The sequence below is a fragment of the Streptomyces sp. B6B3 genome (genome assembly GCF_039871525.1).
Classification (GTDB): domain Bacteria; phylum Actinomycetota; class Actinomycetes; order Streptomycetales; family Streptomycetaceae; genus Streptomyces.
This window is the reverse complement of record NZ_JBDPLU010000009.1, coordinates 144,828-168,951: the sequence shown is the minus strand read 5'-3', so window position 1 is coordinate 168,951 and position 24,124 is coordinate 144,828. Positions and strand designations below refer to the sequence as shown.

The 24,124-nt window shown below is 72.2% G+C and carries 22 protein-coding genes; 15 read left to right on the top strand and 7 right to left on the bottom strand.

Annotated elements, in window-relative coordinates; genetic code table 11:
• Genes ABGB06_RS20300 through ABGB06_RS20285 form a run of 4 tightly spaced genes read left to right on the top strand, consistent with a single transcriptional unit; the run spans nucleotide 1 to nucleotide 4,134 of the window.
• Nucleotides 1-924 (top strand): branched-chain amino acid ABC transporter permease, encoded by a 924-nt coding sequence (locus tag ABGB06_RS20300; protein ID WP_347591357.1) that lies wholly within the window; start codon nucleotides 1-3, stop codon nucleotides 922-924.
• The gene (locus ABGB06_RS20295) at nucleotides 921-2,408 is read left to right on the top strand and encodes a branched-chain amino acid ABC transporter permease (RefSeq protein ID WP_347591355.1); all 1,488 of its coding nucleotides are present in this window, start codon (nucleotides 921-923) and stop codon (nucleotides 2,406-2,408) included. Before ABGB06_RS20300 ends, ABGB06_RS20295 begins: the two co-directional genes overlap by 4 nt.
• A complete protein-coding gene (locus tag ABGB06_RS20290) occupies nucleotides 2,405-3,328 on the top strand; it encodes an ABC transporter ATP-binding protein (RefSeq protein ID WP_347591353.1) in 924 nt (307 codons plus the stop codon). The genes ABGB06_RS20295 and ABGB06_RS20290 overlap by 4 nt, the downstream gene beginning before the upstream one ends.
• Nucleotides 3,328-4,134: an ABC transporter ATP-binding protein gene (locus ABGB06_RS20285; RefSeq protein WP_347591351.1), complete on the top strand. Its 807-nt coding sequence runs from the start codon at nucleotides 3,328-3,330 to the stop codon at nucleotides 4,132-4,134. The genes ABGB06_RS20290 and ABGB06_RS20285 overlap by 1 nt, the downstream gene beginning before the upstream one ends.
• A 51-nt stretch (nucleotides 4,135-4,185) precedes the next feature.
• Here the strand turns inward: ABGB06_RS20285 and ABGB06_RS20280 are convergent, their stop codons facing one another.
• Complete coding sequence (locus tag ABGB06_RS20280; protein ID WP_347591349.1) at nucleotides 4,186-4,698, bottom strand: hotdog fold thioesterase; 513 nt, start codon at nucleotides 4,696-4,698, stop codon at nucleotides 4,186-4,188.
• A 112-nt stretch (nucleotides 4,699-4,810) separates the two neighbouring features.
• On the opposite strand from ABGB06_RS20280, the gene polA reads away from it, so the two are divergent.
• The 6 genes from polA to ABGB06_RS20250 all read left to right on the top strand — a co-directional run bounded on the left by polA (nucleotide 4,811) and on the right by ABGB06_RS20250 (nucleotide 13,570).
• Complete coding sequence (gene polA / locus ABGB06_RS20275; protein ID WP_347591347.1) at nucleotides 4,811-7,516, top strand: DNA polymerase I; 2,706 nt, start codon at nucleotides 4,811-4,813, stop codon at nucleotides 7,514-7,516.
• 215 nt (nucleotides 7,517-7,731) lie between these two features.
• Nucleotides 7,732-9,450 carry a hypothetical protein gene (locus ABGB06_RS20270; RefSeq protein ID WP_347591345.1) on the top strand — a complete coding sequence of 573 codons (1,719 nt, stop codon included), beginning with the start codon at nucleotides 7,732-7,734 and terminating at the stop codon, nucleotides 9,448-9,450.
• 393 nt (nucleotides 9,451-9,843) lie between these two features.
• Nucleotides 9,844-11,346: a 30S ribosomal protein S1 gene (gene rpsA / locus ABGB06_RS20265; protein WP_347591343.1), complete on the top strand. Its 1,503-nt coding sequence runs from the start codon at nucleotides 9,844-9,846 to the stop codon at nucleotides 11,344-11,346.
• A 144-nt stretch (nucleotides 11,347-11,490) separates the two neighbouring features.
• Nucleotides 11,491-12,441: a PAC2 family protein gene (locus ABGB06_RS20260; RefSeq protein WP_347591613.1), complete on the top strand. Its 951-nt coding sequence runs from the start codon at nucleotides 11,491-11,493 to the stop codon at nucleotides 12,439-12,441.
• Between the two features lie 56 nt (nucleotides 12,442-12,497).
• The gene (coaE, locus tag ABGB06_RS20255) at nucleotides 12,498-13,103 is read left to right on the top strand and encodes a dephospho-CoA kinase (protein ID WP_347591341.1); all 606 of its coding nucleotides are present in this window, start codon (nucleotides 12,498-12,500) and stop codon (nucleotides 13,101-13,103) included.
• A 77-nt stretch (nucleotides 13,104-13,180) separates the two neighbouring features.
• Complete coding sequence (locus ABGB06_RS20250; RefSeq protein ID WP_347591339.1) at nucleotides 13,181-13,570, top strand: hypothetical protein; 390 nt, start codon at nucleotides 13,181-13,183, stop codon at nucleotides 13,568-13,570.
• A 39-nt stretch (nucleotides 13,571-13,609) separates the two neighbouring features.
• Here ABGB06_RS20250 and ABGB06_RS20245 read toward each other — a convergent pair whose 3' ends face one another.
• Nucleotides 13,610-14,845: an aromatic acid exporter family protein gene (locus ABGB06_RS20245; RefSeq protein WP_347591337.1), complete on the bottom strand. Its 1,236-nt coding sequence runs from the start codon at nucleotides 14,843-14,845 to the stop codon at nucleotides 13,610-13,612.
• 117 nt (nucleotides 14,846-14,962) lie between these two features.
• Here ABGB06_RS20245 and ABGB06_RS20240 point away from each other — a divergent pair, with 117 nt between their 5' ends.
• Complete coding sequence (locus ABGB06_RS20240) at nucleotides 14,963-15,601, top strand: uridine kinase (protein ID WP_347591335.1); 639 nt, start codon at nucleotides 14,963-14,965, stop codon at nucleotides 15,599-15,601.
• A 7-nt stretch (nucleotides 15,602-15,608) separates the two neighbouring features.
• Here ABGB06_RS20240 and ABGB06_RS20235 read toward each other — a convergent pair whose 3' ends face one another.
• A complete protein-coding gene (locus tag ABGB06_RS20235) occupies nucleotides 15,609-15,896 on the bottom strand; it encodes a hypothetical protein (protein WP_347591333.1) in 288 nt (95 codons plus the stop codon).
• 138 nt (nucleotides 15,897-16,034) lie between these two features.
• Entirely contained in the window at nucleotides 16,035-17,036 is a 1,002-nt protein-coding gene (locus ABGB06_RS20230) for a zinc-binding alcohol dehydrogenase family protein (protein WP_347591611.1), read from the bottom strand.
• Nucleotides 17,037-17,102: 66 nt separating this feature from the next.
• Between ABGB06_RS20230 and ABGB06_RS20225 the strand changes: the two genes are divergently transcribed.
• The 3 genes from ABGB06_RS20225 to ABGB06_RS20215 all read left to right on the top strand — a co-directional run bounded on the left by ABGB06_RS20225 (nucleotide 17,103) and on the right by ABGB06_RS20215 (nucleotide 19,461).
• Complete coding sequence (locus tag ABGB06_RS20225) at nucleotides 17,103-17,552, top strand: type II toxin-antitoxin system PemK/MazF family toxin (RefSeq protein WP_347591331.1); 450 nt, start codon at nucleotides 17,103-17,105, stop codon at nucleotides 17,550-17,552.
• A 92-nt stretch (nucleotides 17,553-17,644) separates the two neighbouring features.
• Nucleotides 17,645-18,400 (top strand): PIG-L deacetylase family protein, encoded by a 756-nt coding sequence (locus ABGB06_RS20220; RefSeq protein WP_347591329.1) that lies wholly within the window; start codon nucleotides 17,645-17,647, stop codon nucleotides 18,398-18,400.
• Nucleotides 18,401-18,765: 365 nt separating this feature from the next.
• Nucleotides 18,766-19,461, top strand: a complete 696-nt coding sequence (locus tag ABGB06_RS20215; RefSeq protein ID WP_347591327.1) for a M23 family metallopeptidase — start codon at nucleotides 18,766-18,768, stop codon at nucleotides 19,459-19,461.
• A gap of 66 nt (nucleotides 19,462-19,527) precedes the next feature.
• Here the strand turns inward: ABGB06_RS20215 and ABGB06_RS20210 are convergent, their stop codons facing one another.
• From ABGB06_RS20210 to ABGB06_RS20200, 3 genes are all read right to left on the bottom strand, one after another.
• Nucleotides 19,528-20,163, bottom strand: coding sequence for a hypothetical protein (locus tag ABGB06_RS20210; protein ID WP_347591325.1), 636 nt, complete (start codon nucleotides 20,161-20,163; stop codon nucleotides 19,528-19,530).
• A gap of 82 nt (nucleotides 20,164-20,245) precedes the next feature.
• Entirely contained in the window at nucleotides 20,246-20,851 is a 606-nt protein-coding gene (locus tag ABGB06_RS20205) for a methylated-DNA--[protein]-cysteine S-methyltransferase (RefSeq protein WP_347591323.1), read from the bottom strand.
• Nucleotides 20,852-20,935: 84 nt separating this feature from the next.
• On the bottom strand, nucleotides 20,936-21,820 hold the full coding sequence (locus ABGB06_RS20200) for a glycerophosphodiester phosphodiesterase family protein (protein ID WP_347591321.1): 885 nt from the start codon (nucleotides 21,818-21,820) through the stop codon (nucleotides 20,936-20,938).
• A gap of 158 nt (nucleotides 21,821-21,978) precedes the next feature.
• Between ABGB06_RS20200 and uvrB the strand changes: the two genes are divergently transcribed.
• Nucleotides 21,979-24,093 carry an excinuclease ABC subunit UvrB gene (gene uvrB, locus ABGB06_RS20195; protein ID WP_347591319.1) on the top strand — a complete coding sequence of 705 codons (2,115 nt, stop codon included), beginning with the start codon at nucleotides 21,979-21,981 and terminating at the stop codon, nucleotides 24,091-24,093.
• The last annotated feature ends 31 nt before the right edge of the window (nucleotides 24,094-24,124 follow it).

Sequence of the window (24,124 nt, the reverse complement as noted above, 5' to 3'; positions counted from 1 at the left end):
ATGTCGCTTTCTGATATCTGGGAAGTCCTCGTCCTCGGCCTGGTGCTCGGCTCGCTCTACGCCGTCATCGCCATCGGCTACACGCTCGTCTACGGCGTGCTCCAGCTGCTGAACTTCGCGCACAGCGAGGTCTTCATGGCCGGGGGCTTCGGGGGCCTGATCGCCCTCACGCTCGTCGAACCCGTCGCCGATCCGTCGGGGTTCCAGTCCTTCCTCTACATCCTGTTGGGCATGCTCGCCGGTGCGCTGCTCGGCGGCGCGATCGCGTTCGGCCTGGAGAAGGCGGCGTACCGGCCGCTGCGCCGGCGCCACGCACCCCGCCTGGTGTTCCTCATCACCGCCGTCGGCGCCTCCTTCTTCCTCTACAACCTGGCGGGCAAGCTCTTCGGTCGCTATCCGATCCCCATGCCGGAGATGTACGACAACAGGCGGCTGTTCACGCTCTTCGGCACCGGGATCAGCATCACGCAGACACTCATCCTGGTGTCCGCGGTGCTGATGCTGGTCGGCGTCGACTTCGTGGTGAACCGCACCAAGCTCGGGGCCGGCATCCGCGCCGTGGCCCAGGACGCCGAGGTCGCGTCGCTGATGGGCGTCGACATCGACAAGGTGGTGTCCCGGACGTTCGTCCTGGGCGGCCTGATGGGCGGCGTGGCCGGCTTCCTCTTCGGCACCAACCTGCAGGTCGAGTACACGATGGGGTTCCTGCCCGGCATCACCGCGTTCGCCGCGGCGGTGCTCGGCGGCATCGGCAACGTGCGGGGCGCGATGCTCGGCGGCCTGACGCTGGGCGTCGTGGAGGCGTTCACGGTCGAGCTGTCCAGCGACGCCTGGCGGTACGTGGGCGCGTTCGCCGTGCTGGTCCTGGTGTTGATGTTCCGCCCGACGGGCATTCTCGGTGAGCGCGTGGGGAGGACGGCATGAGCACGGAGACGGTGCTGGCCAAGGGCGGCAGCGGCGGCGAGAAGCGCCCCTCCGCGGCGCGGCTGCGCCATGTCGCCTGGCACCAGCAGCCCCGGTGGCGACGGCTGGCCGCGCTGCTCGCGACGGCCGTGGTGGTGGCCCAGGTCACCGGAGAGCAGGGCGTCAGGAACGACCTGTTCGCGGCGCTGAAGAACAACGTCACGGGGCCGAACACCGCGATCTGGGTGGGCGTGTTCCTGGGCATCTGGCTGATCCGGGAGTTCCTGCACGGGGTGGTGTCCCGCTTCGTCGGGCAGGTCAAGCAGGAGGCCGCGCTCCCGGTGCGCCGACCCGCTGACATGTGGGCCAGCACGGAGAACGCGCCCCACTACGGACTGATCCACTTCTGGGCACCGGTGATGGTCATCCGGTCGGTCCGGAGCGTGGCCGAGGCACTGCGCCTGCACCGGAGCTACCGGATGGTCGCCCTGGCGCTGGGCCTGGCGTTCCTGGCCGTGCTGCCGCTGATGGTGGCGACGTACTGGCAGCAGGTGCTGGTCGACCAGATCGGCGTCTACGTGCTGCTGGCGATCGGCCTCAACGTGGTGATCGGCTGGGCCGGCATGCTGGACCTCGGCTTCATCGCGTTCTTCGCGATCGGCGCCTACAGCGCGGCCTTCTGGACGGGCGCGCTGCCGGCGAAGCCGCCGATCGAGGTGAACACCTTCCTGGTGATCCCCATCGCGGTGGTCACCTGCCTGATCGCCGGCGTGCTGCTGGGCGCGCCCACGCTGCGGCTGCGCGGCGACTACCTGGCGATCGTCACCCTCGGCTTCCACGAGATCGTCTACCTCCTCGCGCGCAACTGGCCGGAGTTCTCCGGCGGCACCCGCGGCACGGCGCCGGAGACGGTGGACGACTTCTCGGTGGACCTGGGCTTCCTCTCCTATACCTGGGGCCTGGACCCGGTGCCGTACTACTGGCTGCAGCTCGGCTGCGCCGTGGTGATCGTCTTCCTCTTCCTCCGCCTCGAGCACTCGCGGGTCGGCCGCGCCTGGACCGCGATCCGGGAGGACGAGGTCGCGGCCGCGTCGACCGGCGTGGACACCGTCAGGTTCAAGCTGATGGCGTTCGCCATCGGGGCCTCCACCTCGGGCGTCGCCGGCGTGATCTACGCGGGCAAGTCGGGCTTCATCAACTCCGAGATGTTCGTCGTGCTGTTCTCCGTGCTGGTGCTGTCGTACGTCATCTTCGGCGGCATGGGGTCGATCCCCGGCGTGATGGCGGGTGCGGCGCTGCTGATCTGGCTGCCCGAGCAGCTGCGGGACTTCGTCGATCCGGCCGACCGGTACATGTACCTGGGGGCGGTGCTGGTGATCATGATGATCTACCGGCCGCAGGGGCTGATACCGTCCCGCCGGCGCCAGCGCGAGCTACGGCTCGCCGAGGAGGGCACGTTGTCGGCCGACGGCCTGGGCGTGCGACCGGGAGGTGGACAGGCGTGACGACCACGACCAGCGAGGCCGGAGGGCCCGCGAAGGCGGCGGGCTCCGCGACCGACGAGGTGCTGGTGGCCTCCGACGTCACCCTGCGCTTCGGCGGCCTGACCAGCCTCGACCGGGTGAGCCTGCGGATGCGCCGCGGCGAGATCCTCGCCGTGATCGGGCCGAACGGGGCGGGGAAGACCTCCCTGTTCAACTCGCTCACCGGCGCGTACGTGCCGCAGGAGGGCAGCATCGCCTTCCAGCCGCGCGACGGCCGCCGGCACGAGCTGCGCGGCCGCAAGCCGCACCGGGTCAGCCGGCTCGGCGTGGCGCGCACCTTCCAGAACATCCGGCTGTTCGGCGCCCTGACCGCGATGGAGAACGTCAAGATCGCGGTGGAGACCCGGCAGAAGACCGACCCCGTGTCGATCATGCTGGGGCTGCCCAACGCCCGGCGCGACGAGGCGGAGAGTGACCGCAAGGCGCACGCGGTGCTGTCGTTCGTCGGCCTGGGCGGTCGGCTGAACGAGCTGGCCTCCGCGCTGAGCTACGGCGAACAGCGCCGTCTGGAGATCGCCCGCGCGCTGGCGACGGAGCCGGAGCTGCTGCTGCTGGACGAGCCCGCGGCGGGCACCAATCCGACGGAGAAGCATGACCTGGAGGAGCTGATCCGCCGGATCAACGTCGAGCGCGGCGTGAGCGTGCTGCTGATCGAGCACGACATGCGGCTCGTGATGTCGGTGGCCGACCGGGTGGCGGTGCTCAACTTCGGCAGGAAGATCGCCGAGGGCAGCCCGGACGAGGTGCAGCGGAACCCCGACGTGATCGAGGCCTACCTGGGCGCCCCGGCCGAGGACGTGGCACGGGAGACGGCGGTGCCGGCCCAGCGGCCGGCCGCCGACGGGAGCGACGAGTCGGCGGAGCCGGAGGAGGGGGACTGATGGACGTCCAGCTGGAGAAGGAACCGCAGGACGCGGCGTGGGGCGCGGACGCGCCGCCGGCGTTGCTGGAACTGCGCGACCTGCGGGTCGGCTACGGAGCGATCGAGGCGCTGAAGGGCATCAGCCTGACCGTCGCCGAGGGCGAGATCGTGGCGCTGCTCGGGGCCAACGGCGCGGGCAAGTCCACCACCCTGAAGGCGGCGTCCGGCATGCTGCGGCCGAGCTCGGGCGAGGTGCTGCTGCACGGAGAGCGCATCGACGGCATCCCCTCGCACGAGCTCGTGCGGTTCGGCATCGGGCACGTGCCGGAGGGCCGGCGGGTGTTCCCCCGGATGACGGTGCTGGAGAACCTCCAGATGGGGGCGTACCGGTTGCGCCGGCCCGACCGGGCCGACCTGGACCGGGTGTTCTCGTTGTTCCCGGTCCTCGCCGAGCGGCGCAAGCAGATCGGCGGCACGCTCTCGGGCGGCGAGCAGCAGATGCTCGCCATCGGGCGGGCCCTGATGGGCAAGCCGGAGCTGCTGCTGCTCGACGAGCCGTCGATGGGCCTCGCCCCGCTGATCGTGCGGCAGATCTTCGAGATCCTGAAGGAGATCAACGACCAGGGCACCACCCTGCTGCTCGTCGAGCAGAACGCGGCGCAGGCGCTGCAGCTGGCCGACCGCGGGTACGTCCTGGAGACCGGGTCCGTGGTGATGTCCGACATCTGCGAGACGCTGCTGGCGGACCCGCGGGTGCGCGCGGCGTACCTCGGCGAGTTGGACGATCCGGACCAGCTCGACCAGCTGGACGAGCCCCGGGAGTAGGGAAGTCCCGGCTCCCGCGGACCCGGGGTCCGGGATTCGGGTGCCGGAAGCCTAGCCCGCCTCGCCGCCCCCGCTCTCCTGGGCGGCGGCGGGGTCCGGCTGGTTCGGCTGGGCCGCCGGGCGCAGCGCGCACGTCAACCGCGCCGTGCAGATCCGCTTGTCCCGTTCGTCGGTCACCACGATCTCGTAGGTGGCCGAGGTGCGCCCGGCGTGCGCGGGCGTGGCCACGCCGGTGACCAACCCGGAGCGCACCGGCCGGTGGTGGGTGCAGTTGAGGTCCACGCCCACGGCGATCTTGTTGGGTCCCGCATGCAACATGGCGCCGACGGAGCCCAGGGTCTCCGCGAGCACGGCGGTGGCACCGCCGTGCAACAGCCCGTAGGGCTGCGTGTTGCCCGCGACCGGGAGCGTGCCGACGACCCGGTCGGGCGCGGCCTGGAGCACCTTCAGGCCCATCCGCTCGCCCATCTCCCCGGCGGAGAAGAGGGCGGTGAGGTCCACGCCCAGGGAGGTCCACTGGTCGAGGATCTGTCGCGGGAAGGTGGTGCTGGCGCTCTCGCCCATGAGGCACTCCGGTCGCTGGCTGGGAGCTTGTGGTCAGCACGCGTTCTATCAGGTGGCGGGAGAGTGGACCGGAACCGGGTCGCTGTCAGTGGTCCGTGGCAGGATCGGGTGCGTGGCTGAGAACGCATCGCAGACGACCACCGCCCCCCGCCTGCTCCTGTTGGACGGGCATTCGCTGGCCTACCGGGCCTTCTTCGCCCTGCCCGCGGAGAACTTCACGACCACCGTCGGCCAGCCGACGAACGCGATCTACGGCTTCACCTCCATGCTGGCGAACACGCTGCGCGACGAGCAGCCGAGCCATGTGGCGGTCGCGTTCGACGTCTCCCGGGTGACGTGGCGCTCCGAGCGGTTCGCGGAGTACAAGGCCACCAGGTCGGCCACGCCCGACGAGTTCCGCGGCCAGGTGGAGCTGATCGGCGAGTTGCTCGACGCGATGCGGGTGCGGCGGTTCGCGGTCTCGGGCTTCGAGGCGGACGACGTGATCGCGACGCTGGCCACCCAGGCCGCGGCCGAGGGCTTCGAGGTGTCCATCGTGACCGGGGACCGGGACGCCTTCCAGCTGGTCAGCGACCAGGTCACGGTGCTGTACCCGACCAAGGGCGTCTCCGAGCTCACCCGCTTCACGCCCGCCAAGGTCGAGGAGAAGTACGGCCTTACGCCCGAGCGGTATCCGGACTTCGCCGCGCTGCGCGGCGACCCCTCGGACAATCTGCCCGGCATTCCCGGGGTGGGGGAGAAGACCGCGGCCAAGTGGCTCGCGCAGTTCGGCTCGCTGGAGGCGCTGGCCGAGCGGGCGGCCGAGGTGAAGGGCAAGGCCGGCCAGAATCTTCGCGACCATCTGGAGTCGGTGCTGCTCAACCGCGTGCTGACCGAGCTGGTGCGGGACGTGGAGCTGGGCTGCGACCCCGCCGACCTGATCCGTGAGCCGTACGACGGCCCGGCGCTGCTCGGCCTGCTGGACGCGCTGGAGTTCCGCAACCCGAACCTCAGGGAGCGGCTGTTCGCGGTCGACCCGGGCGCCGAGCGGGAGGAGCCCGTGGCGGTCGAGGACGGCGTGGCCGTGGCCGGCGAAGTGCTCGCCGTGGGCGCGCTGTCCCCCTGGCTGGCCGCGCACGGCGGCGCGCCGCTGGGCCTGACCACCGTCGACGACTGGAAGCTGGGTGCCGGCAGCGTGCACGCGGTGGCGCTGGCCACCGCGGAGGGCCCCGCGGCCTGGTTCGACCCGGCGCAGCTGGACGAGGCGGACGAGCGGGCCTTCGCCGCCTGGGCCGGCGCCGCGGACCAGCCCAAGGTCGTGCACAACGCCAAGGCCGTGCAGCGCGCCTTCGCCGAGCACGGCTGGCCGCTCGCCGGCGTCACCATGGACACCGCGCTCGCGGCGTACCTCGTCCAGCCGGGCCGCCGGTCCTTCGCGCTGGACGCGCTGAGCCTGGAGTTCCTCGGCCGGGAGCTGGAGCAGCCGGTCGAGGGCGGCGGCCAGCTGGCCCTCGGCGCGGACGACGCCGCCGAGGCGGAGACGCTGATGCGACACGCCCGGACGATCCTGGACCTGGAGGAGGTGTTCCGGGCCCGGCTGGGCGACGTCGGTGCCGCCGAGCTGCTCGACGATCTGGAGCTGCCCACCTCGGCGCTGCTCGCCCGGATGGAGCGGGCCGGCATCGCCGCCGACCGGGCCTGGCTGGAGCGCCTCGAACAGCAGTTCGCCGCCGCGGCGCAGCAGGCCGTGGCCGAGGCCCACGCCTCGGTGGGGCACGAGTTCAACCTCGGCTCGCCCAAGCAGCTCCAGGAGGTCTTCTTCGGCGAGCTGGGGCTCCCCAAGACGAAGCGCACGAAGACCGGGTACACCACCGACGCGGACGCGCTGGTCTGGCTGGCGGCGCAGACCGAGCACGAGCTGCCGGTGATCATGCTGCGCTACCGGGAGCAGTCCCGGATGCGCACCACCGTGGAGGGGCTGATCAAGACGATCGCCTCGGACGGCCGCATCCACACCACCTTCCAGCAGACCGTGGCGGCCACCGGGCGGCTGTCCTCCACCGACCCGAACCTGCAGAACATCCCGGTCCGCACGGACGAGGGCCGCGCCATCCGCCGCGGCTTCGTCGTGGGCGAGGGGTTCGAGTCGTTGCTGACCGCGGATTACAGCCAGATCGAGCTCCGGGTGATGGCCCACCTGTCCGAGGACGCCGGCCTGATCGACGCGTTCACCTCGGGCGAGGACCTGCACACCACCGTGGCCTCCCAGGTCTTCGGCGTCCCGAAGGACGCGGTGGACGCGGAGATGCGGCGCAAGATCAAGGCGATGAGCTACGGCCTGGCCTACGGCCTGTCCGCGTTCGGCCTCTCCCAGCAGCTCGCCATCACCCCCGAGGAGGCGCGCGGGCTGATGGAGACGTTCTTCGAGCGCTTCGGTGGCGTGCGGGACTATCTCCGGCGCGCTGTCGAGGAGGCCAGGGCCGTGGGCTATACGGAGACCATGTTGGGCCGGCGCCGGTACCTGCCGGACCTGACCAGCTCGAACCGGCAGCGCCGGGAGATGGCCGAGCGGATGGCGCTGAACGCGCCGATCCAGGGCACGGCCGCCGACATCGTCAAGATCGCCATGCTCCGGGTGGACCGGGCGCTGACCCGGGAAGGGCTGGGCTCCCGGTTGCTGCTCCAGGTGCACGACGAGATCGTGCTGGAGCTGGCCCCCGGCGAGCGGGAGCAGGTCACCGACCTGGTCCGCGAGGAGATGGGCGCGGCGACCACGCTGCGCGCCCCGCTGACCGTCTCGGTGGGCGTCGGCGCCACCTGGGAGGCCGCCGCGCACTGAGCGCCTGTCGCCGCCGCCGGCCGTCGGGGCAGGTCGCCCCGGCCGTCGGGGCAGCTGGCCCGGCCCTTCGGGGCATCCGCCCGGCGTCGGCGTAGGCCGATGGTGGCGTGTTTCCCACCCGCTCCCTCGTGGGACTCCCGGATGTCCTGGCCCGGGAACCATACTCGTCGTACTGTCGTCCCGGTCATGGGGTCAACACACGGAGGGGAACACGCGTGGCATTGCGTATCGGTGGGCGTAGTGGGCGGGTTCGCAAGGGCATCTCGGGATCGGCGGTGGCGGCGGCCGCGATGGCCGCGCTGACGGCCTCTCAGGGACCGGACTGGGTCGGCGGCGGCGAGCCGCAGGACACCAGAGAGCCGGCCGCCGAGAGCACCGGGGACGCGTCCGCGACGGAGGAGGAGACCGGCGAGGGCGTCGACGTCGACCGCCCGTACCACACCGACCTCCCCCCGCTGGACACCGCGGAGAACGACGAGGACGACGCGGAAGGCGACACGGGTCTCGACCCGCTCGGCCCCGCCGAGGCCGGGATCCCCGCCACCGTGCTGGACGCGTACCGCCGGGCCGAGTCCGTGCTCGCCGACACCACCCCCGCCTGCGGACTGGACTGGGAGGTGCTGGCGGCCATTGGCAAGGTCGAGTCCGGCCACGCCGCGGGCGGCGCCGTGGACGCCGACGGCACCACCCACGAGCCGATCCTCGGCCCGGTGCTCAACGGCGTCGGCTTCGCCCAGATCACCGACACGGACGACGCCCGCTGGGACGGCGACGCCACGTACGACCGGGCGGTGGGCCCGATGCAGTTCATCCCGTCCACCTGGGCCAGCTGGGGGGCCGACGGGAACGGCGACGGCGTGGCGAACCCGAACAACGTGTACGACGCCGCGCTCGCCGCCGGCGACTATCTCTGCGCGGGTGGCCGCGACCTCACCGACCCGGACGGCCTGGACCAGGCGCTGCTCAGCTACAACCACTCCTGGGACTACGTGAACACGGTTCGCGCCTGGCTGGACTTCTACTACCGCGGCACCCACGAGGTGCCGGACGGCGAGGGCCCGCTGCCCGACAGCCCGGGCGCCGGCAACGGCAACGGGAACGGCAACGGCAACGGCAACGGACAGAACGCCGGCGACGGACCGGGCCAGGAGCCGGGCCCCGGCGAGGACGACACGCAGACCACCCCGCCGCCGGCCCAGGGCAACGGGTCGGTGAAGCCGAGCGAGCCGGACGAATCGGAGGACCCCGACGGCGAGGACCCGTCCGAATGCCCGGTGGATCCCGAGCAGCCGGATGACGAGGAGCCCGGCGAGGAGGAGCCCGGTGGCGAGGAGTCGACGGACTCCGACCCGGGTCTGATCGACCTGCTGCTGCCCGACGACTCCACGGAGCCGGGCGACGAGGACTCCACCGACCCCGAATGCCCCACCGAGCCCGAGGACCCGGATGACGAGGACCCGGGCGACGAGGACCCCGGTGACGAGGACCCGGGCGGCGAGGACCCGGGCGGCGAGGACCCCGGTGACGAGGAGCCGACGGACCCCGAGCCGGCCCCGACCGACCCGCCGGCCGACGACACCACGGAGCCGGGTGAGCCGGGCGACTCCGACGAGTCGACGGAGCCGGAGTGCCCCGCCGATCCCGGAACGGAGGAGTCCGAGGAGTCGGACTCCGCCGCGGAGGAGGCGCAGGAGGCGGAGGAATCAGCCACCGGCAGCTCCGACGGCACGGCGGAGGCGGCGGAGCCCACGGACGGCGCGACCACGAAGCCGGCCGACCCGGACCAGTCGGACGAGCCCGAGCAGGGCTGCGAGGACCCCGCCGACCAGGGCGGGTCGGACGAGCCGTCCGACCCCGAGGAGTCGGACGGTTCGGGGTCCACCCCGGCCGACCGGACCGTCGAGTCGGGCATCCTCTCCCGCCTCATCGCCTGACCGTCCGAAGCGCCCGGCTCTCTTTCCGTGAGCCGGGCGCTCGCCGTACAATCGCGGAACCTTCGCCGCCGCGCGGGTCGATCTGCGCCGCGTGTCCCGCCTCACAGCAGGTGTGACGCCAGGTTTGGCCCGATAGTGCCCTTCGTGGGGCGAACCGCGCATTGACCATGCTCGGAAGCCCCCGTATGCTATAAGACGCGCTGCGGGCCTGCGCGCCTCGGACGGAGCAGGTCGCGCTCGCATCTGTTGTATGTCCCCTCGGTTGTCGAGGCGCTTCCGGTTTCGGAGTCTTCGGAAAGCGCTTCTCAGGCTGTCCGGCTTCGGCAGTGCGAACATGGGCCTTCGGCGTAGCAGTGCCGACGACACCATGTCCGTACCGGAGCCCTTTACCACATGACGAGCAGCACCGAGCCCACCGTGACCAGCCCGCAGGTCGCGGTCAACGACATCGGTTCCGAGGAAGCCTTCCTCGCCGCGATCGACGAGACGATCAAGTACTTCAACGACGGCGACATCGTCGACGGCGTCATCGTGAAGGTCGACCGGGACGAGGTCCTGCTCGACATCGGTTACAAGACCGAGGGCGTCATTCCCTCGCGCGAGCTGTCGATCAAGCACGACGTCGATCCCAACGAGGTCGTGGCCGTCGGCGACGAGATCGAGGCACTTGTCCTCCAGAAGGAGGACAAGGAGGGTCGCCTCATCCTCTCCAAGAAGCGCGCCCAGTACGAGCGCGCCTGGGGCACGATCGAGAAGATCAAGGACGAGGACGGCATCGTCACCGGTACCGTGATCGAGGTCGTCAAGGGCGGCCTGATTCTCGACATCGGCCTGCGTGGCTTCCTCCCCGCCTCCCTCGTGGAGATGCGCCGGGTCCGCGATCTCCAGCCGTACGTCGGCAAGGAGCTCGAGGCCAAGATCATCGAGCTGGACAAGAACCGCAACAACGTGGTCCTGTCCCGTCGCGCCTGGCTGGAGCAGACGCAGAGCGAGGTCCGCCAGACCTTCCTCACCACCCTGCAGAAGGGCCAGGTGCGCTCCGGCGTCGTCTCCTCCATCGTCAACTTCGGCGCCTTCGTGGACCTGGGCGGCGTGGACGGTCTGGTCCACGTCTCCGAGCTGTCCTGGAAGCACATCGACCACCCGTCCGAGGTCGTCGAGGTCGGCCAGGAGGTCACGGTCGAGGTGCTGGACGTCGACATGGACCGCGAGCGCGTCTCGCTGTCCCTGAAGGCGACCCAGGAGGACCCGTGGCAGCAGTTCGCCCGGACCCACCAGATCGGCCAGGTCGTGCCCGGCAAGGTCACGAAGCTGGTGCCCTTCGGCGCGTTCGTCCGGGTGGACGAGGGCATCGAGGGCCTGGTGCACATCTCCGAGCTCGCCGAGCGCCACGTGGAGATCCCCGAGCAGGTCGTCCAGGTCAACGACGAGATCTTCGTCAAGGTCATCGACATCGACCTGGAGCGTCGTCGGATCAGCCTCTCGCTGAAGCAGGCCAACGAGAACTTCGGCCCCGACCCGATGGCCGTGGAGTTCGACCCCACCCTCTACGGGATGGCCGCCTCCTACGACGACCAGGGCAACTACATCTACCCCGAGGGCTTCGACCCGGAGGCCAACGACTGGCTGGACGGGTACGAGAAGCAGCGTGAGGAGTGGGAGCGCCAGTACGCGGAGGCGCAGTCCCGCTTCGAGCAGCACCAGGCGCAGGTCATCAAGTCGCGCGAGGCGGACGCCCAGGCGGAGGCCGAGACCGGCGGCGGTTCGAGCTCCCCGCAGCCGGGTGGCGGCGGTGGCGGCTCGTACTCCTCCTCCGGTGCGGAGGACTCGGGCGCGCTGGCCTCGGACGAGGCGCTGGCCGCGCTTCGGGAGAAGCTGGCCGGCGGGCAGAGCTAGCCGTTCGCTCACCTTCACAGCCCACGATGGCCGGGTCGCTCCGCGGAGCGACCCGGCCATCGCCGTGTCACCGGCCGGGAATGCCGCGACGGTACGGTGCGTTGTGCTCGGTGCACGGGAAACGGCTGAAGGAGTGCGGTGACGGTGCGCGATCCGCAGGAGTTGTACGCGTGGGACCCCGAGGGGCGCGAGCGTGCGTTGCAGGCCGCGGGCGGCGAAGGCAGCACCGGGCTGGTGATGCTCTACCACTTCGAGGGCTTCATCGACGCGGGGGAGACGGGTGAGCAGCTCGTCGAGCAGCTGCTCGACGGCCATCCGCAGACCACCGTGGCGCGCTTCGACCACGACCGGCTGATCGACTACCGGGCCCGCCGCCCGGCGATGACGTTCCGGCGCGACCGGTGGACCGACTATGAGACGCCCGCGCTGGACCTGCGGCTGGTGCACGACGCCACGCGGCAGCCGTTCCTGTTGCTCAGCGGCCCCGAGCCTGACGTGGAGTGGGAGAGCTTCGCCCTCGCCGTCCGGCAGCTGGTGGAGGAGCTTCGGGTCCGGCTCAGCGTCACCTTCCACGGCATCCCGATGGGCGTCCCGCACACCCGTCCGGTCGGGCTGACGCCGCACGGGAACCGCACCGATCTGGTGCCGGGGCACCGCGGCCTGTTCGACGAGGCGCAGGTGCCGGGCAGCGCCGCCGCGCTGGTGGAGCTGCGGCTCGCCCAGGCGGGTCACGACGTGCTCGGCGTCGCCGCGCACGTGCCGCACTACATCGCCCGCTCCCGGTACCCGGACGCGGCGCTCGTGGTGCTGGAGGCCATCACCGGCGCCACCGGGCTGGTCCTGCCGGACGCCGCCCACCTGCTGCGCAGCCGCGCGTTGAAGACGCAGGACGAGATCGAGCGGGAGCTCGCCGAGGGCGACTCGGAGCTGGTCGCCGTGGTGCGCGGCCTGGAGCAGCAGTACGACGCGCTCGCCGGGGTCACCACCCGCGGCAGCCTGGTCGCCGAGCCGGCGGAGCTGCCCTCGGCCGACGAGCTGGGCGCGGTCTTCGAGCGCTTCCTCGCCGAGCGGGAGGACGGCGGCGAGGAGGGCTAGGCCCGGTCCGGCGCAGGGCTTGGGCGGCTGTCACCGGCCACGGGTAGCCTGCCGGCATGCTGATCGTGGGACTGACCGGCGGGATCGGCGCCGGCAAGAGCGAGGCGCTGCGGCTGCTGTCCGCGCGCGGCGCGGTGGCCATCGACGCCGACCGGATCGCCCGCGAGGTGGTGGCGCCGGGCACCGAGGGCCTGGCCGCGGTGGTGGCCGAGTTCGGTTCCGGGGTGCTGGCCGCCGACGGTTCGTTGGACCGGCCCCGGCTGGGCGGCGTCGTCTTCGCCGACCCCGAGCGGCTCCGCGCGCTCAACGCCATCGTGCATCCGCTGGTCGCCGCCCGGTCCGCCGAGTTGCGCCAGGCCGCGGACCCCGACGCCGTGGTCGTCGAGGACGTGCCGCTGCTCGCCGAGAACGGGCTGGCCGACCGGTACGACACGGTGGTGGTGGTGGACGCCTCGGACGCCACGCGGATGGATCGGCTGGTGCGGTCGCGCGGCATGGCCGAGGAGGACGCCAGGGCCCGGATGGCGGCCCAGGCCAGCCGCGCGGAGCGGCTGGCGATCGCCGACGTCGTGCTCGACAACGACGGCAGCCGCGCGGATCTCGAACGCCAGGTGGACGAGCTGTGGGAGCGGCTGGCACGGCGCGCCCGGGACGCGGCCTGAGGGCATCGGCTCCGGGCCGTGGCGATCCGCGGAGCGCGGCATGGCGGCGACCGGTCCGGCCGGACTACCGTGCTGTCATGGACGTCGAAACCGCCATCGCCCTGGTACTCTCCGCGACCGCCGTCAGCACCGCCACCGAGGCGGGCCGCGCGATCTGGCAGTCGCTGGCCACCCTCGGCCGTTGGGCCACGGGCCGTGGGTCCGGGAGCGACGCGGAGCCGGCGGCCGTCCCCGAATCGCCCGAGGAGCGCCAGGCGCTGGTCGGTCATATCGTCGACCAGGCCCGTGGCGACGAGGAGTTCGCGGGCCAGTTGACCCGGTGGGCGACCGAGCACCAGGAGTCCGTTCGGCTCACCGTCGACCTGAGCCGGGGCACGGTGCACAACACCATCGCGCCGGGTGCGCGGATCCAGGGCCAGGTGATCCAGGCCCGCGACATCCACGGCAACATCAGCTTCGGCTCGTAGCCGGACGGTTGGCGGCGGCGTGGCGCCGGCGCCAACCGGTCAGCCGCCGCGTCGGCCCGACGCGGCGCGCTTCCCGCGCTTCCACAGCCGCTCGCCGAACGACGGCATGGCCCGCGGGCGGTCGGGACGCTCGCGGGAGTAGCGGTCCAGCTCCTCCGCGAGGTGCATCGAGCGCCGCTCCACGTCCAGCTCGTCCAGCATCCGGTCGATGTCCGCCAGCAGCGAGCCGTGCAACTGCCACTGGCGGGGATGCTCCTGCACCCGGCCCAGCAGCATCCAGGCGACCTGTTCCCGGCAGGCGCGGCTGGCCTCCAGCTCCTCCACCAGTCGGCTCTCCGCCTCCTCGGCGTTCTCGCTGACCTGACTGGTGATCAGGACCGCGAAGCTGGCCACCGCGTCCCCGAGGCGGGTGAAGAGCTCCCGCAGTATGACGGCCACGTCGGGCGGGAACAGCTCCTCGTCCGCCGCCCGGTGCCGGGCCAGGTCGGTGAGCGTCCGGGAGAGTGTGCGCAGCAGCACCGCGCAGACCTCCAGCGTGTCCAGGCCGGTCCGTAGCACTATCCGGGTGAGCAGCCCCTCCTTGACCCGCGGGTTGAGGCGCAGGCTCTCCTCGGCCTGGGTGAGGGACGCGTCCACCTGGGCCACGTCCTGGTCGAGCTGACGGGCCTCGCGCAGCTGGGCCGTGACGCGGGCCACCGGGGTCGGTCCCTCGTCCGAGTCCTCGCCGAGGCGCACCAGCAGTTTCCGCATCCGGCGGGCCTGCTCCTCGATGTCCTCCTCCGCGGAGCGCACCCACACCGGCGGCACGATGACCACGTTGAAGAGCAGTCCGACCACCGCGCCGATCACCGTTTCCAGCACCCGGTCGAGCGCGGTCGCGGTGACCTGGGTGACGCCGAGCACCAGCATCGCGCTGATCGCCACCTCGGGCACGAACTCGCCGACCCGTGCGACGTGACCCAACGACAGCGCGCAGAGGATCAGCAGGCCCAGGCTCCACCAGCTCAGGCCCACCACCTCGCTGAACCCGGTGGCCAGCACCACGCCGGCCACCACGGAGTTCACCCGGCGGATGCCGCTGGTGATGGTGGCGAAGAGGGTGACCTGCACGACGAGCAGCGCGGTCAGTGGGGCGAGCAGCGGCGCCGGCACGCCGGTCAGCCACAGCGCGGCGAGGTAGGCGAGGGTCGCGGCGGTCGCCGACCTGAGCGTCTGTGCCACGACGGGTTGGGAGACCCATCTGGCGAGTCGGGCGACGTCGGCTACCTGCGGCACGTTTCCGATCGTAACGGTCAGGGCCGGGTAAACCGGGTTGCCGAACGCGGCGCCGGCCGGGAGGCCGACGGGCCCTCCGCGGCCCACCGGCCCCGCCGGGTGGGGATGATGGTGCGCATGCGGCTGGAGGCGATCACCTGGGAACGACTGACCGACGCGCTGGCCGACCGGGTCGCCGGGCTCACGGCGGCGGACGGCGGCCCGTGGCTGCGGGTGCTGCTGGACGGCGCGCCGGCCGCCGACCCGGGAGGGCCGGCCGAGGCCCTCGGCGCGGCGCTCCGGCTGCGCGGCCGTCCGGCCCTGGTGGTGGCCGCCGCCGGTTTCCTGCGCGCCGCCTCGCTCCGCTTCGAACACGGCCGGCGGGACGCCGAGGCCTACTACGAGCGCTGGTTGGACACCGGAGCTTTGTGGCGCGAGGTGTTCGGTCCGCTGGATCCGGGCGGCTCCGGACGCGTGCTGCCCGACCTCTGGGACCCGGACACCGACCGCGCCACCCGCAGCGCGCGGGTGACCCTCCCGCCGGGCGGTGTGCTGGTGCTGCACGGCCCGCTGCTGCTCGGCCACTGGTTCCCCGCGGACCTCTCGGTCCACGTGAGCCTCTCCCCGGCCGCGCTCGCCCGTCGCACGGACCCCGCCGAGCAGTGGACGCTGCCGGCCTTCGCCCGCTACGACGCCGAGGTCCGTCCCACGGAAGCGGCCGACATCCTGGTCCGCGCCGACAACCCCATCCACCCCGCCTGGTCCGCGTCCGGCTGACGCGGCCTCAGGCCGCGCCGCTACACGCCGTGCCGTCGTCGGCGGGAACCAGGGCCCGGGCGTCCCTGACGGGCTCGCCGACCGGATCGCCGAGCCCGACGACCACGCGGCTCTCCCGTTCCTCGCCGGCGGGGGAGGGGCAGCCGACTAAACCCATCAACGTGAGGAGCTCGGCCTGCAACTCGGAGGTGAACAACTCCTGCTCCCGCGGCTGGAGGTGCAGTCGGGTCATACCACCGCCCGTCAGCCAGGAGTGGAACGCCCGCATCAGCAGAATGAACTGGTTTGGGGGCATCCGCGCGCGTAGCGTATCGACGTACACATCCAGCTGTGCCGGGCCCGTCTCCTTTTCCATGTCTCCATCGTGCGTCCGAAGTTGGGAGAGCGGAAGGTCGCACCCTGCTCATCTGTCCCGCCGTCGGCGAACGCGGGGTCAGGACTGGGTGGCCTGCCCGAGGGTGAGGACGGCGGTGCCGGTGACGCGGTCGCCGGCGAGGTCGTCGAGGGCCCGGTCCGCCTGGTCGAACGGGTAGCGGGTGAGGGTGGCGTGGACGTCGTGCTCGACCGCGGCGGCGAGGAAGTCGCGACCGTCCTGCCGGGTGTTGGCGGTGACGCTGCGCAGCGTCCGTTCCCTGAAGAGGTGGCGTTGGTAGTCGAGCGGCGGCACGTCGGTCAGGTGGATGCCGGCCACGGCGAGCGTGCCGCCGGCGTCGAGCGCCTCCAGCGCCACCGGCACCAGGTCCCCGACCGGCGCGAAGAGGATCGCGGCGTCCAGCGGCTCGGGGGGCGCGTCGCGGGCGTCGCCCGCGGAGGCCGCGCCGAGCGCGAGGGCCAGCTCCCGGGCGGCCGGCGACCGGGTCAGCACGTGGACCGTCGCGCCCTGCCGGGCGGCGAGCTGCGCGGTCAGGTGGGCCGAGCCGCCGAAGCCGTAGACGCCGAGGCGTCCGCCCGGCGGCAGGTCGGCGCGGCGCAGCGCCCGGTAGCCGATGATCCCGGCGCACAGCAGCGGCGCGAGCTCCTCGGGGGAGCGGTCGGCGGGCAGTCGGTAGGCGTACGCGGCGGGCACGGTCACGTACTCCGCGTAGCCGCCGTCCGCGTCCCAGCCGGTGTAGCGCGAGTGCGGGCAGAGGTTCTCCTGGCCGCGGCGGCAGTACCGGCAGGTGCCGCAGGTCCGGCGCAGCCAGGCGACGCCGATCCGGGAGCCGGGCGGCGGCGCGTCGGCCCGGGGGCCGGCGGCGACCACCTCGCCGACGACCTGGTGTCCCGGCACCACGGCCGGCCGGTGCGGTGGCAGCTCGTGGTCGCGGACGTGCAGGTCGGTGCGGCACACGCCGCAGGCCAGCACCCGCACCAGCAGCTCGTCGTCGGCCGGCTCCGGCACCGGCCGGGTGACCGGCTCCAGCCGGCCCGGGGCCGGCACCGCCCAGGCCCGCATCGTCGCCGGCATGCTCCGTTCCATGCCCGCCAACCTACCGACGGAGCCGCTCGGTAGCGTGTCGGCATGACGACAGAGCAGACCGACGAGATACCGGGGCGCAGCGGCCCCTCCGCCACCGTCGAGGTGGCGGCGCGCGGGGTCGGCCAGGTGCGGACCCAGTACGCGCCGGAGCCGGACGGTGACCCGGATCCGGGCGAGATCGTGTGGACCTGGGTGCCGTACGAGGAGAACGACGGGCGGGGCAAGGACCGCCCGGTGCTGGTGGTGGCGCGCGAGGTGGGGCGGGAGACGCTGCTGGCGGTGCAGCTCTCCAGCCGGGACCGGGATCACGACGACGAGTGGATGCCGCTGGGCTCCGGCCCGTGGGACCGCTCGGGGCGGGACTCCTGGGTGCATCTGGACCGGGTGCTGCGGGTGTCTCCCGGGGGGATGCGGCGTGAGGCGTGCGCGCTGGACCGGGCGCGGTTCAACCGGGTGGTGCACACCCTCCAGCTGCGCCACGGCTGGCGCTGAGTCCCGGACCGGTCCCCTCGGGCGCGGCTAGGGTGATGACGCCCGGACCGCGCGGAGGCGGCGGGGAGACGGCACGAGGACGGGAGGCCGACGTGGCTGATTCGGTGGTGGAGGCGCTGGCGGAGACGCCCCTCGACTGGGAGCGGGCCCTGGCGGTCGTCGCGCACCCCGACGACCTGGAGTACGGCGCCGCCGCGGCCGTCGCGGAGTGGACCGAGGCCGGCAGGGAGGTGTCCTATCTGCTGGTCACCCGAGGTGAGGCCGGCATCGACGGGATCGAGCCCGGCGAGGCGGCGCGGATCAGGGAGGCCGAGCAGCGCGCCAGCGCGGCCGTCGTCGGGGTGCGGGCGGTGGAGTTCCTCGACCACCGGGACGGGGTGATCGAGGAGGGGCTCGCGCTGCGCCGGGACCTGGCGCTGGCGATCAGGCGACACCGGCCGGAGCTGCTGATCACGCTCAACCATCGGGACACCTGGGGTGGCCAGGCCTGGAACACCCCGGACCACCGGGTCGTGGGCCGGGCGGTGATCGACGCGGCCGGCGACGCCGGGAACCGCTGGATCTTCCCCGAGCAGCTCGGCCCCGGGGCGGGCGGTCTGGAGCGCTGGGACGGCGTGCGCTGGGTGGGGGTGGCCGGCTCCCCGCGGCCGACGCACGCCCAGGCCGTCAGCGAGCGCTCCAGGGAGCGGGCCATCGCCTCGCTCGCGGAGCACCGGGCCTATATCTCGGCCCTGAGCGACGAGGAGCCCGCGGCCTACGCCAGGCGGTTCCTCACCCAGGGATGGGAGGGCTCCGCCGGGCGTTTCGGCGGCCGGCCCTGCGTGCCGTTCGAGCTGTTCCCCCGGTGATCCCGGAGTTTTCGAGGGATTCGCGGTGAGGTACGCCACAGGGGAAAACCGAATTACGAAGCCGGGTAGGAGCAGGAAGTGACGAATGGCCGGGACTTTGGTCCCGGCGGGGGCGGGATATTCGGCGGGGCGCGTCCGACGTTGGGCTCGGCGCACCCTTACGTGTCCGCTTAGAGCGAGGTCAGACGGGGTGTCGGGGGCCACAGGAGCGGCCCTTCCGGAGGGCGGGAGAGCCGGTTTCCGGGGTCTCTTATTCCGGTTTCGCTGCTACGAGGAACGTTAGTAATTGCCTCACTTGAGGCGGGAGAAATCAGCCGTTACCAAGGGACGTGCAATTCCCCCGACCTCAGCGAGGTAGTCCCCCCATGTCGAACAGCACCACCCGCCGCACCGCGCTTCGTACCCGCCTGCGCAGCCGCGCCGCCATCGCGACCGCCGGGGCCTGCGCCTCGGCCGTGCTCGCGACCGCCGGTGTCGCCACGGCGGCCGTCGCCGCGGGCTCCGATGGTGCCGGCTCCGACGTTTTCGCCGCGCACACCGCGTCTGAGCTCGCCGACTCCACCCGCAGCCAGGCCGACGTCCAGCGGGATGCCGCCAAGGCCGCCGAGCAGAAGCGACAGAAGCAGCAGGAGCTGCAGCGCTCCTGGGTGTCGCCGATCTCCGGCGACTACGTCCTGTCGGCGCCCTTCGGTAACAGCGGTGACAACTGGACCTCGACGCACAGCGGGCAGGACTTCGCGGTCCCGACCGGCACCCCCGTGGACTCCGTGCACGGCGGCACGGTCGTGAAGGCCGGCGGCAACGGCGCCGGTGACGGCCCCGCCTACGGCAACGCCGTGGTGATCGACCACGGCGACGGCACGTACTCGCAGTACGCGCACCTGTCGGACCTCGAGGTCTCCGTCGGGGAGAACGTCTCCACCGGCGAGCAGATCGCCCTGTCCGGCGACACCGGTAACAGCACCGGGCCGCACCTGCACTTCGAGATCAGGACCAGCCCGGACTACGGCACCGCCGTGGACCCGATGGACTTCCTGCACCAGCACCACACCGACGTGTGACCGGCGGCCCGGACCACCCGGCAGCACAGCCGGGCCCGGGCCTCGGCCCACGACCTGACCGGCCGCTCAGGCCGCCCGCGTGGCGGTCTGGGCGGCCGCGTGCTGTCTGCGGCACTCCAGCTCCAGGGAGGGGTACGCGGCGGCGATGGCGGCGTAGATCCGCTCGGTGAGCAGTCGCTGCCCCTCCGTCCGGCTGGTGCCTGACGGCAGCGCCTCCAGCAACGCCCGGTGCTCGGCCAGGGTGTCCCGCAGGTAGAGCACCTGCCAGCGGATCAGCTCGGCCGGGTAGACCGACTCCAGGCTGGCGGGATGCGGCCGGTGGCCCCAGGACAGCGCGGCGCGCTGCGCGTCCCGCAGGTTGCGGTGGTCCACGGCGCGGGCGGCGAGCTCCCCGGGGTCCATCCGGGGCAGCTCCAGCCGCACGGTTCTGATGGCCTCCAGCGCGCGCTCCCTGCGTCTGGTGATGGCGTCCCGCAGGGCCTCGGCTCGGCGCCGGCGCAGGTCGCGGGCCGCGACGAAGTCCGGCCTGGCCTCGGTCTCCCGCACCCGCGAGGACAGGTACAGGGGGACCGGGACGGTGCGGTCGGGCTCGCCGAGGAAGGTACGCACGAGAAACGGCGTCCAGCCCCGGGCCCGCAGGGTGTCGAAGGAGAGATAGGTGATGGCGGTCCGTTGCTGACTCGACTCCTGGGGTATGGCCATCGTCGCCCTCCCGGGTGGGAGACGGGGAACGCGCTTTCATGGGTGATTCCCAGACAGTCTGATGGTCATACTCCTCCGACCATCAGAAAAGCGGTTGCGGCAGCACACCCTCCAGGGCGAGAAGCTCGCGCTTCGTGGTCAGTCCGCCACCGAAACCGCCTATCCCGCCGTCCGCGGCCACCACCCGGTGGCAGGGCACCACGACGGGCAGCGGGTTGGCTCCCATCGCGGCCCCGACCGCCCGCGCCGCGTCCGGCTCGCCGACCCGCTCGGCCAGCTCCCCGTACCCGACCACGCTGCCGAACGGCACCGAGGCGGCCAGCTCACGCAGCACCTGCTCGGTGAATCCGGAGACCAGCGACCAGTCGAGTGCGGTCGCGAACGCGCGCAGCTCCCCGCGGAAGTACCCGTCCAGCTCGGCCACGGCCCGCCGCAGCACGTCCTCGGCGCCTTCCCCCTCAGGCTCGGTCCGCTCGGCCCCGGTCTGATCGGCCCCGGTCTGATCGGGCTCGGTCCGATCAGGGCGTGGGCCGAGCACCGCGGTCAGCCGGCCCAGCGATCTGCGGATGGTCCGCTCGTCGGCGTGGAAGACGACGCTGACCAGGCCCCGCTCCGTGGCCGCCAGCAGCAGCGGGCCGATCGGGGTGTCCCGCACGACCCAGGCCCAGTCCCTACCCGAAGCGCTCATGCCCGCAGGCTACGGCCCAGCACCGACAACGGCGCCGCTCCCCGCCCTCGACGCGGGGAGCGGCGCCGTGCCGGCCGGCGGTGGTCAGCCGCCGACGGCGGCACGCACCACGTCGGGGAAGTTGGTGATGATCCCGTTCACCCCCAGGGCAGTCACGTCGGCCGCCGTCTCGGCGTCGTTGACCGTCCAGGTGTGCACCTCCAGCGGCGCGCCGTGCGGTCCGGACAGCGCCTGGATCTCGGCCACGTAGTCGGCGGTCAGGTCCCGGTACGTGGGGTTGATCTGGTCGGCGAACTCGGCGAACGCCGGCAGCTCCGCCACCTCGGGGCTGCCCAGGAAGCCGATCTCGACGTCGGGGTTCAGCTCGTGCGCGGTGCGCATCGATGCCTCGTCGAAGCTCTGCAGCACCAGCCGCTCCCCGGGCGCCGCCTCGTCCAGCCAGCCCTCGGCCGCCAGCTCGGCCAGGATCTCCTCCTCGATGCCGGGGTAGAGGTCGGGCGCCTTCAGCTCCAGCAGCAGCTGCTGACCGTTGGCCGCCAGCTCGTCGAGGAAGTCGGTCAGGGTCGGCACCGGCTCGCCGGCGAACTCGGCACCGAACCAGCTGCCCGCGTCGAGCTGCGCTATCTCCTCGGCGGTGAAGTCCGCCACGTTCCAGGGCGCGCGGTCGGGGAACAGCTCCTCGGCGTCGGTGGTGCGGTCCAGCGTGGTGTCGTGCATCAGCACGAGCTCGCCGTCCGCGGTGCGCTGCACGTCGGTCTCCACCCAGGAGGTGCCGAGGTCGGCCGCGACCTGGGCGGCGGCCACGGTGTTCTCGGGAGCGTATCCGGAGGCGCCACGGTGGGCGATGATCACCGGGTCGGCCTGTTCGGCCGCGCTCTGCGCGGCGGCCTGGGACGCGGCGGCCGGTACGGCCAGCGCCGCCAGGCCGACGGCGGGCACGATCCAGCGAACGGCGGGGTGCGGGTGCATGGGGGGACTCCTCGCGACTGATCGCGTACGAAACGGTCGCGGGCAGCTTCCCGCACGGAGGTGACCACTGGACAGGGGGCGAGCTGAACGCCGAAGGTGCGCCCAATGACGGCGAGACGGAGAGTGGGATGTCAGTGGGGGGTCGTACCGTGGGGACCATGCGGCCCGTTTCACAGATCGAACGCACGATGGCGCCCTTCGAGGTCGTCAGTCCGTACCAGCCCAGTGGCGACCAGCCGGCGGCCATCGCCGAGCTCGCCGAGCGCGTCAGCGGCGGCGAGAAGGACGTGGTGCTGCTGGGCGCGACGGGCACCGGGAAGTCGGCGACCACCGCGTGGATGATCGAGCGGCTGCAGCGCCCGACGCTGGTGATCGCGCCGAACAAGACGCTGGCCGCCCAGCTGGCGAACGAGTTCCGCGAGCTCATGCCGAACAACGCGGTCGAGTACTTCGTCTCGTACTACGACTACTACCAGCCGGAGGCGTACGTCCCGCAGACGGACACCTACATCGAGAAGGACTCCTCGATCAACGAGGAGGTCGAGCGCCTCCGACACAGCGCGACGAACTCACTGCTCACCCGGCGTGACGTGGTGGTGGTCGCCTCGGTCTCCTGCATCTACGGCCTGGGCACCCCCCAGGAGTACGTGGACCGCATGGTGCCGCTGCGGGTGGGGGAGGAGAGCGACAGGGACGCGCTGCTGCGTCGGTTCGTCGACATCCAGTACGCGCGGAACGACCTGGCCTTCACCCGCGGCACCTTCCGGGTGCGCGGCGACACCATCGAGATCTTCCCGGTCTACGAGGAGCTGGCCGTCCGCATCGAGATGTTCGGCGACGAGATCGAGGCGCTCTCCACGCTCCACCCGATCACCGGCGAGGTCATCTCCCAGGACGACTCGCTGTACGTCTTCCCCGCCTCGCACTACGTGGCGGGCCCGGAGCGCATGGAGCGGGCGATCTCCGGCATCGAGGCGGAGCTGGGGACCCAGCTCGCCGGCCTGGAGCAGGCGGGGAAGCTGCTGGAGGCGCAGCGGCTGCGGATGCGCACCACGTACGACATCGAGATGATGCGGCAGATCGGCACCTGCTCGGGCATCGAGAACTACTCGCTGCACATCGACGGCCGGGACACCGGATCGCCGCCGCACACCCTTCTGGACTACTTCCCCGACGACTTCCTGCTGGTCATCGACGAGTCGCACAACACGGTGCCGCAGATCGGCGCGATGTACGAGGGCGACGCCTCCCGCAAGCGGACGCTGGTCGACCACGGCTTCCGGCTGCCCTCAGCGCTGGACAACCGGCCGCTGAAATGGGAGGAGTTCCTGGGGCGCATCGGCCAGACGGTCTACCTCTCGGCGACCCCCGGGCCGTACGAGCTGTCCCGATCGGACGGCGTGGTGGAGCAGATCATCCGGCCCACCGGCCTCATCGACCCCGAGGTCGTGGTCAAGCCCACTGAGGGCCAGATCGACGACCTGGTGCACGAGATCAGGGGCCGGGCGGAGCGGGACGAGCGGGTCCTGGTCACCACGCTCACCAAGAAGATGGCCGAGGATCTCACCGACTACTTCCAGGAGCTCGGCATCCGGGTGCGGTACCTGCACAGCGACGTGGACACGCTGCGCCGGGTGGAGCTGCTGCGCGAGCTGCGCTCCGGCGAGTTCGACGTGCTGGTCGGCATCAACCTGCTGCGGGAGGGCCTGGACCTGCCCGAGGTCTCGCTGGTCGCCATCCTGGACGCCGACAAGGAGGGCTTCCTCCGCTCGGGCACCTCGCTGATCCAGACCATCGGCCGCGCCGCGCGGAACGTGTCGGGTCAGGTGCACATGTACGCCGACCGGGTGACCGCGGCGATGGAGCGGGCGATCGACGAGACCAACCGCCGCCGCGCCAAGCAGATCGCGTACAACGAGGCGCGCGGCATCGATCCGCAGCCGCTGCGCAAGAAGATCAACGACATCGTGGCGACGATCGCCCGCGAGGAGGTCGACACCCAGGAGCTGCTGGGCACCGGATATCGCCAGGGCGCCGAGAGGGCCCGGGGCAAGGCACCCGTGCCGACCGTCCCCGCCGGGGGGAAGGGCCGCGCCCCCGGGGAGCTGACCGACCGGCCGGCCGCCGAGCTGGCCGAGACGATCGAGCAGCTCACCGAGCGGATGCGGGCTGCCGCCGCCGAGCTGCAGTTCGAGATCGCCGCGCGGCTGCGGGACGAGGTGTCCGAGCTGAAGCGGGAGCTGCGCCAGATGCGGGAGGTCGGTCTGCGCTGAGGCGCGCCGCCCGGGGCGTTAGTAGAGCGTT

Excerpts from the sequence above, each read along its gene's own strand:
- ABGB06_RS20300 (WP_347591357.1), top strand. The coding sequence starts at position 1 with ATGTCGCTTTCTGATATCTGGGAAGTCCTCGTCCTCGGCCTGGTGCTC.
- ABGB06_RS20295 (WP_347591355.1), top strand. The coding sequence starts at position 921 with ATGAGCACGGAGACGGTGCTGGCCAAGGGCGGCAGCGGCGGCGAGAAG.
- ABGB06_RS20285 (WP_347591351.1), top strand. The coding sequence starts at position 3,328 with ATGGACGTCCAGCTGGAGAAGGAACCGCAGGACGCGGCGTGGGGCGCG.
- ABGB06_RS20280 (WP_347591349.1), bottom strand. The coding sequence starts at position 4,698 with ATGGGCGAGAGCGCCAGCACCACCTTCCCGCGACAGATCCTCGACCAG.
- rpsA (WP_347591343.1), top strand. The coding sequence starts at position 9,844 with ATGACGAGCAGCACCGAGCCCACCGTGACCAGCCCGCAGGTCGCGGTC.
- coaE (WP_347591341.1), top strand. The coding sequence starts at position 12,498 with ATGCTGATCGTGGGACTGACCGGCGGGATCGGCGCCGGCAAGAGCGAG.
- ABGB06_RS20250 (WP_347591339.1), top strand. The coding sequence starts at position 13,181 with ATGGACGTCGAAACCGCCATCGCCCTGGTACTCTCCGCGACCGCCGTC.
- ABGB06_RS20240 (WP_347591335.1), top strand. The coding sequence starts at position 14,963 with ATGCGGCTGGAGGCGATCACCTGGGAACGACTGACCGACGCGCTGGCC.
- ABGB06_RS20235 (WP_347591333.1), bottom strand. The coding sequence starts at position 15,896 with ATGCCCCCAAACCAGTTCATTCTGCTGATGCGGGCGTTCCACTCCTGG.
- ABGB06_RS20230 (WP_347591611.1), bottom strand. The coding sequence starts at position 17,036 with ATGCGGGCCTGGGCGGTGCCGGCCCCGGGCCGGCTGGAGCCGGTCACC.
- ABGB06_RS20225 (WP_347591331.1), top strand. The coding sequence starts at position 17,103 with ATGACGACAGAGCAGACCGACGAGATACCGGGGCGCAGCGGCCCCTCC.
- ABGB06_RS20215 (WP_347591327.1), top strand. The coding sequence starts at position 18,766 with ATGTCGAACAGCACCACCCGCCGCACCGCGCTTCGTACCCGCCTGCGC.
- ABGB06_RS20210 (WP_347591325.1), bottom strand. The coding sequence starts at position 20,163 with ATGGCCATACCCCAGGAGTCGAGTCAGCAACGGACCGCCATCACCTAT.
- ABGB06_RS20205 (WP_347591323.1), bottom strand. The coding sequence starts at position 20,851 with ATGAGCGCTTCGGGTAGGGACTGGGCCTGGGTCGTGCGGGACACCCCG.
- ABGB06_RS20200 (WP_347591321.1), bottom strand. The coding sequence starts at position 21,820 with ATGCACCCGCACCCCGCCGTTCGCTGGATCGTGCCCGCCGTCGGCCTG.
- uvrB (WP_347591319.1), top strand. The coding sequence starts at position 21,979 with ATGCGGCCCGTTTCACAGATCGAACGCACGATGGCGCCCTTCGAGGTC.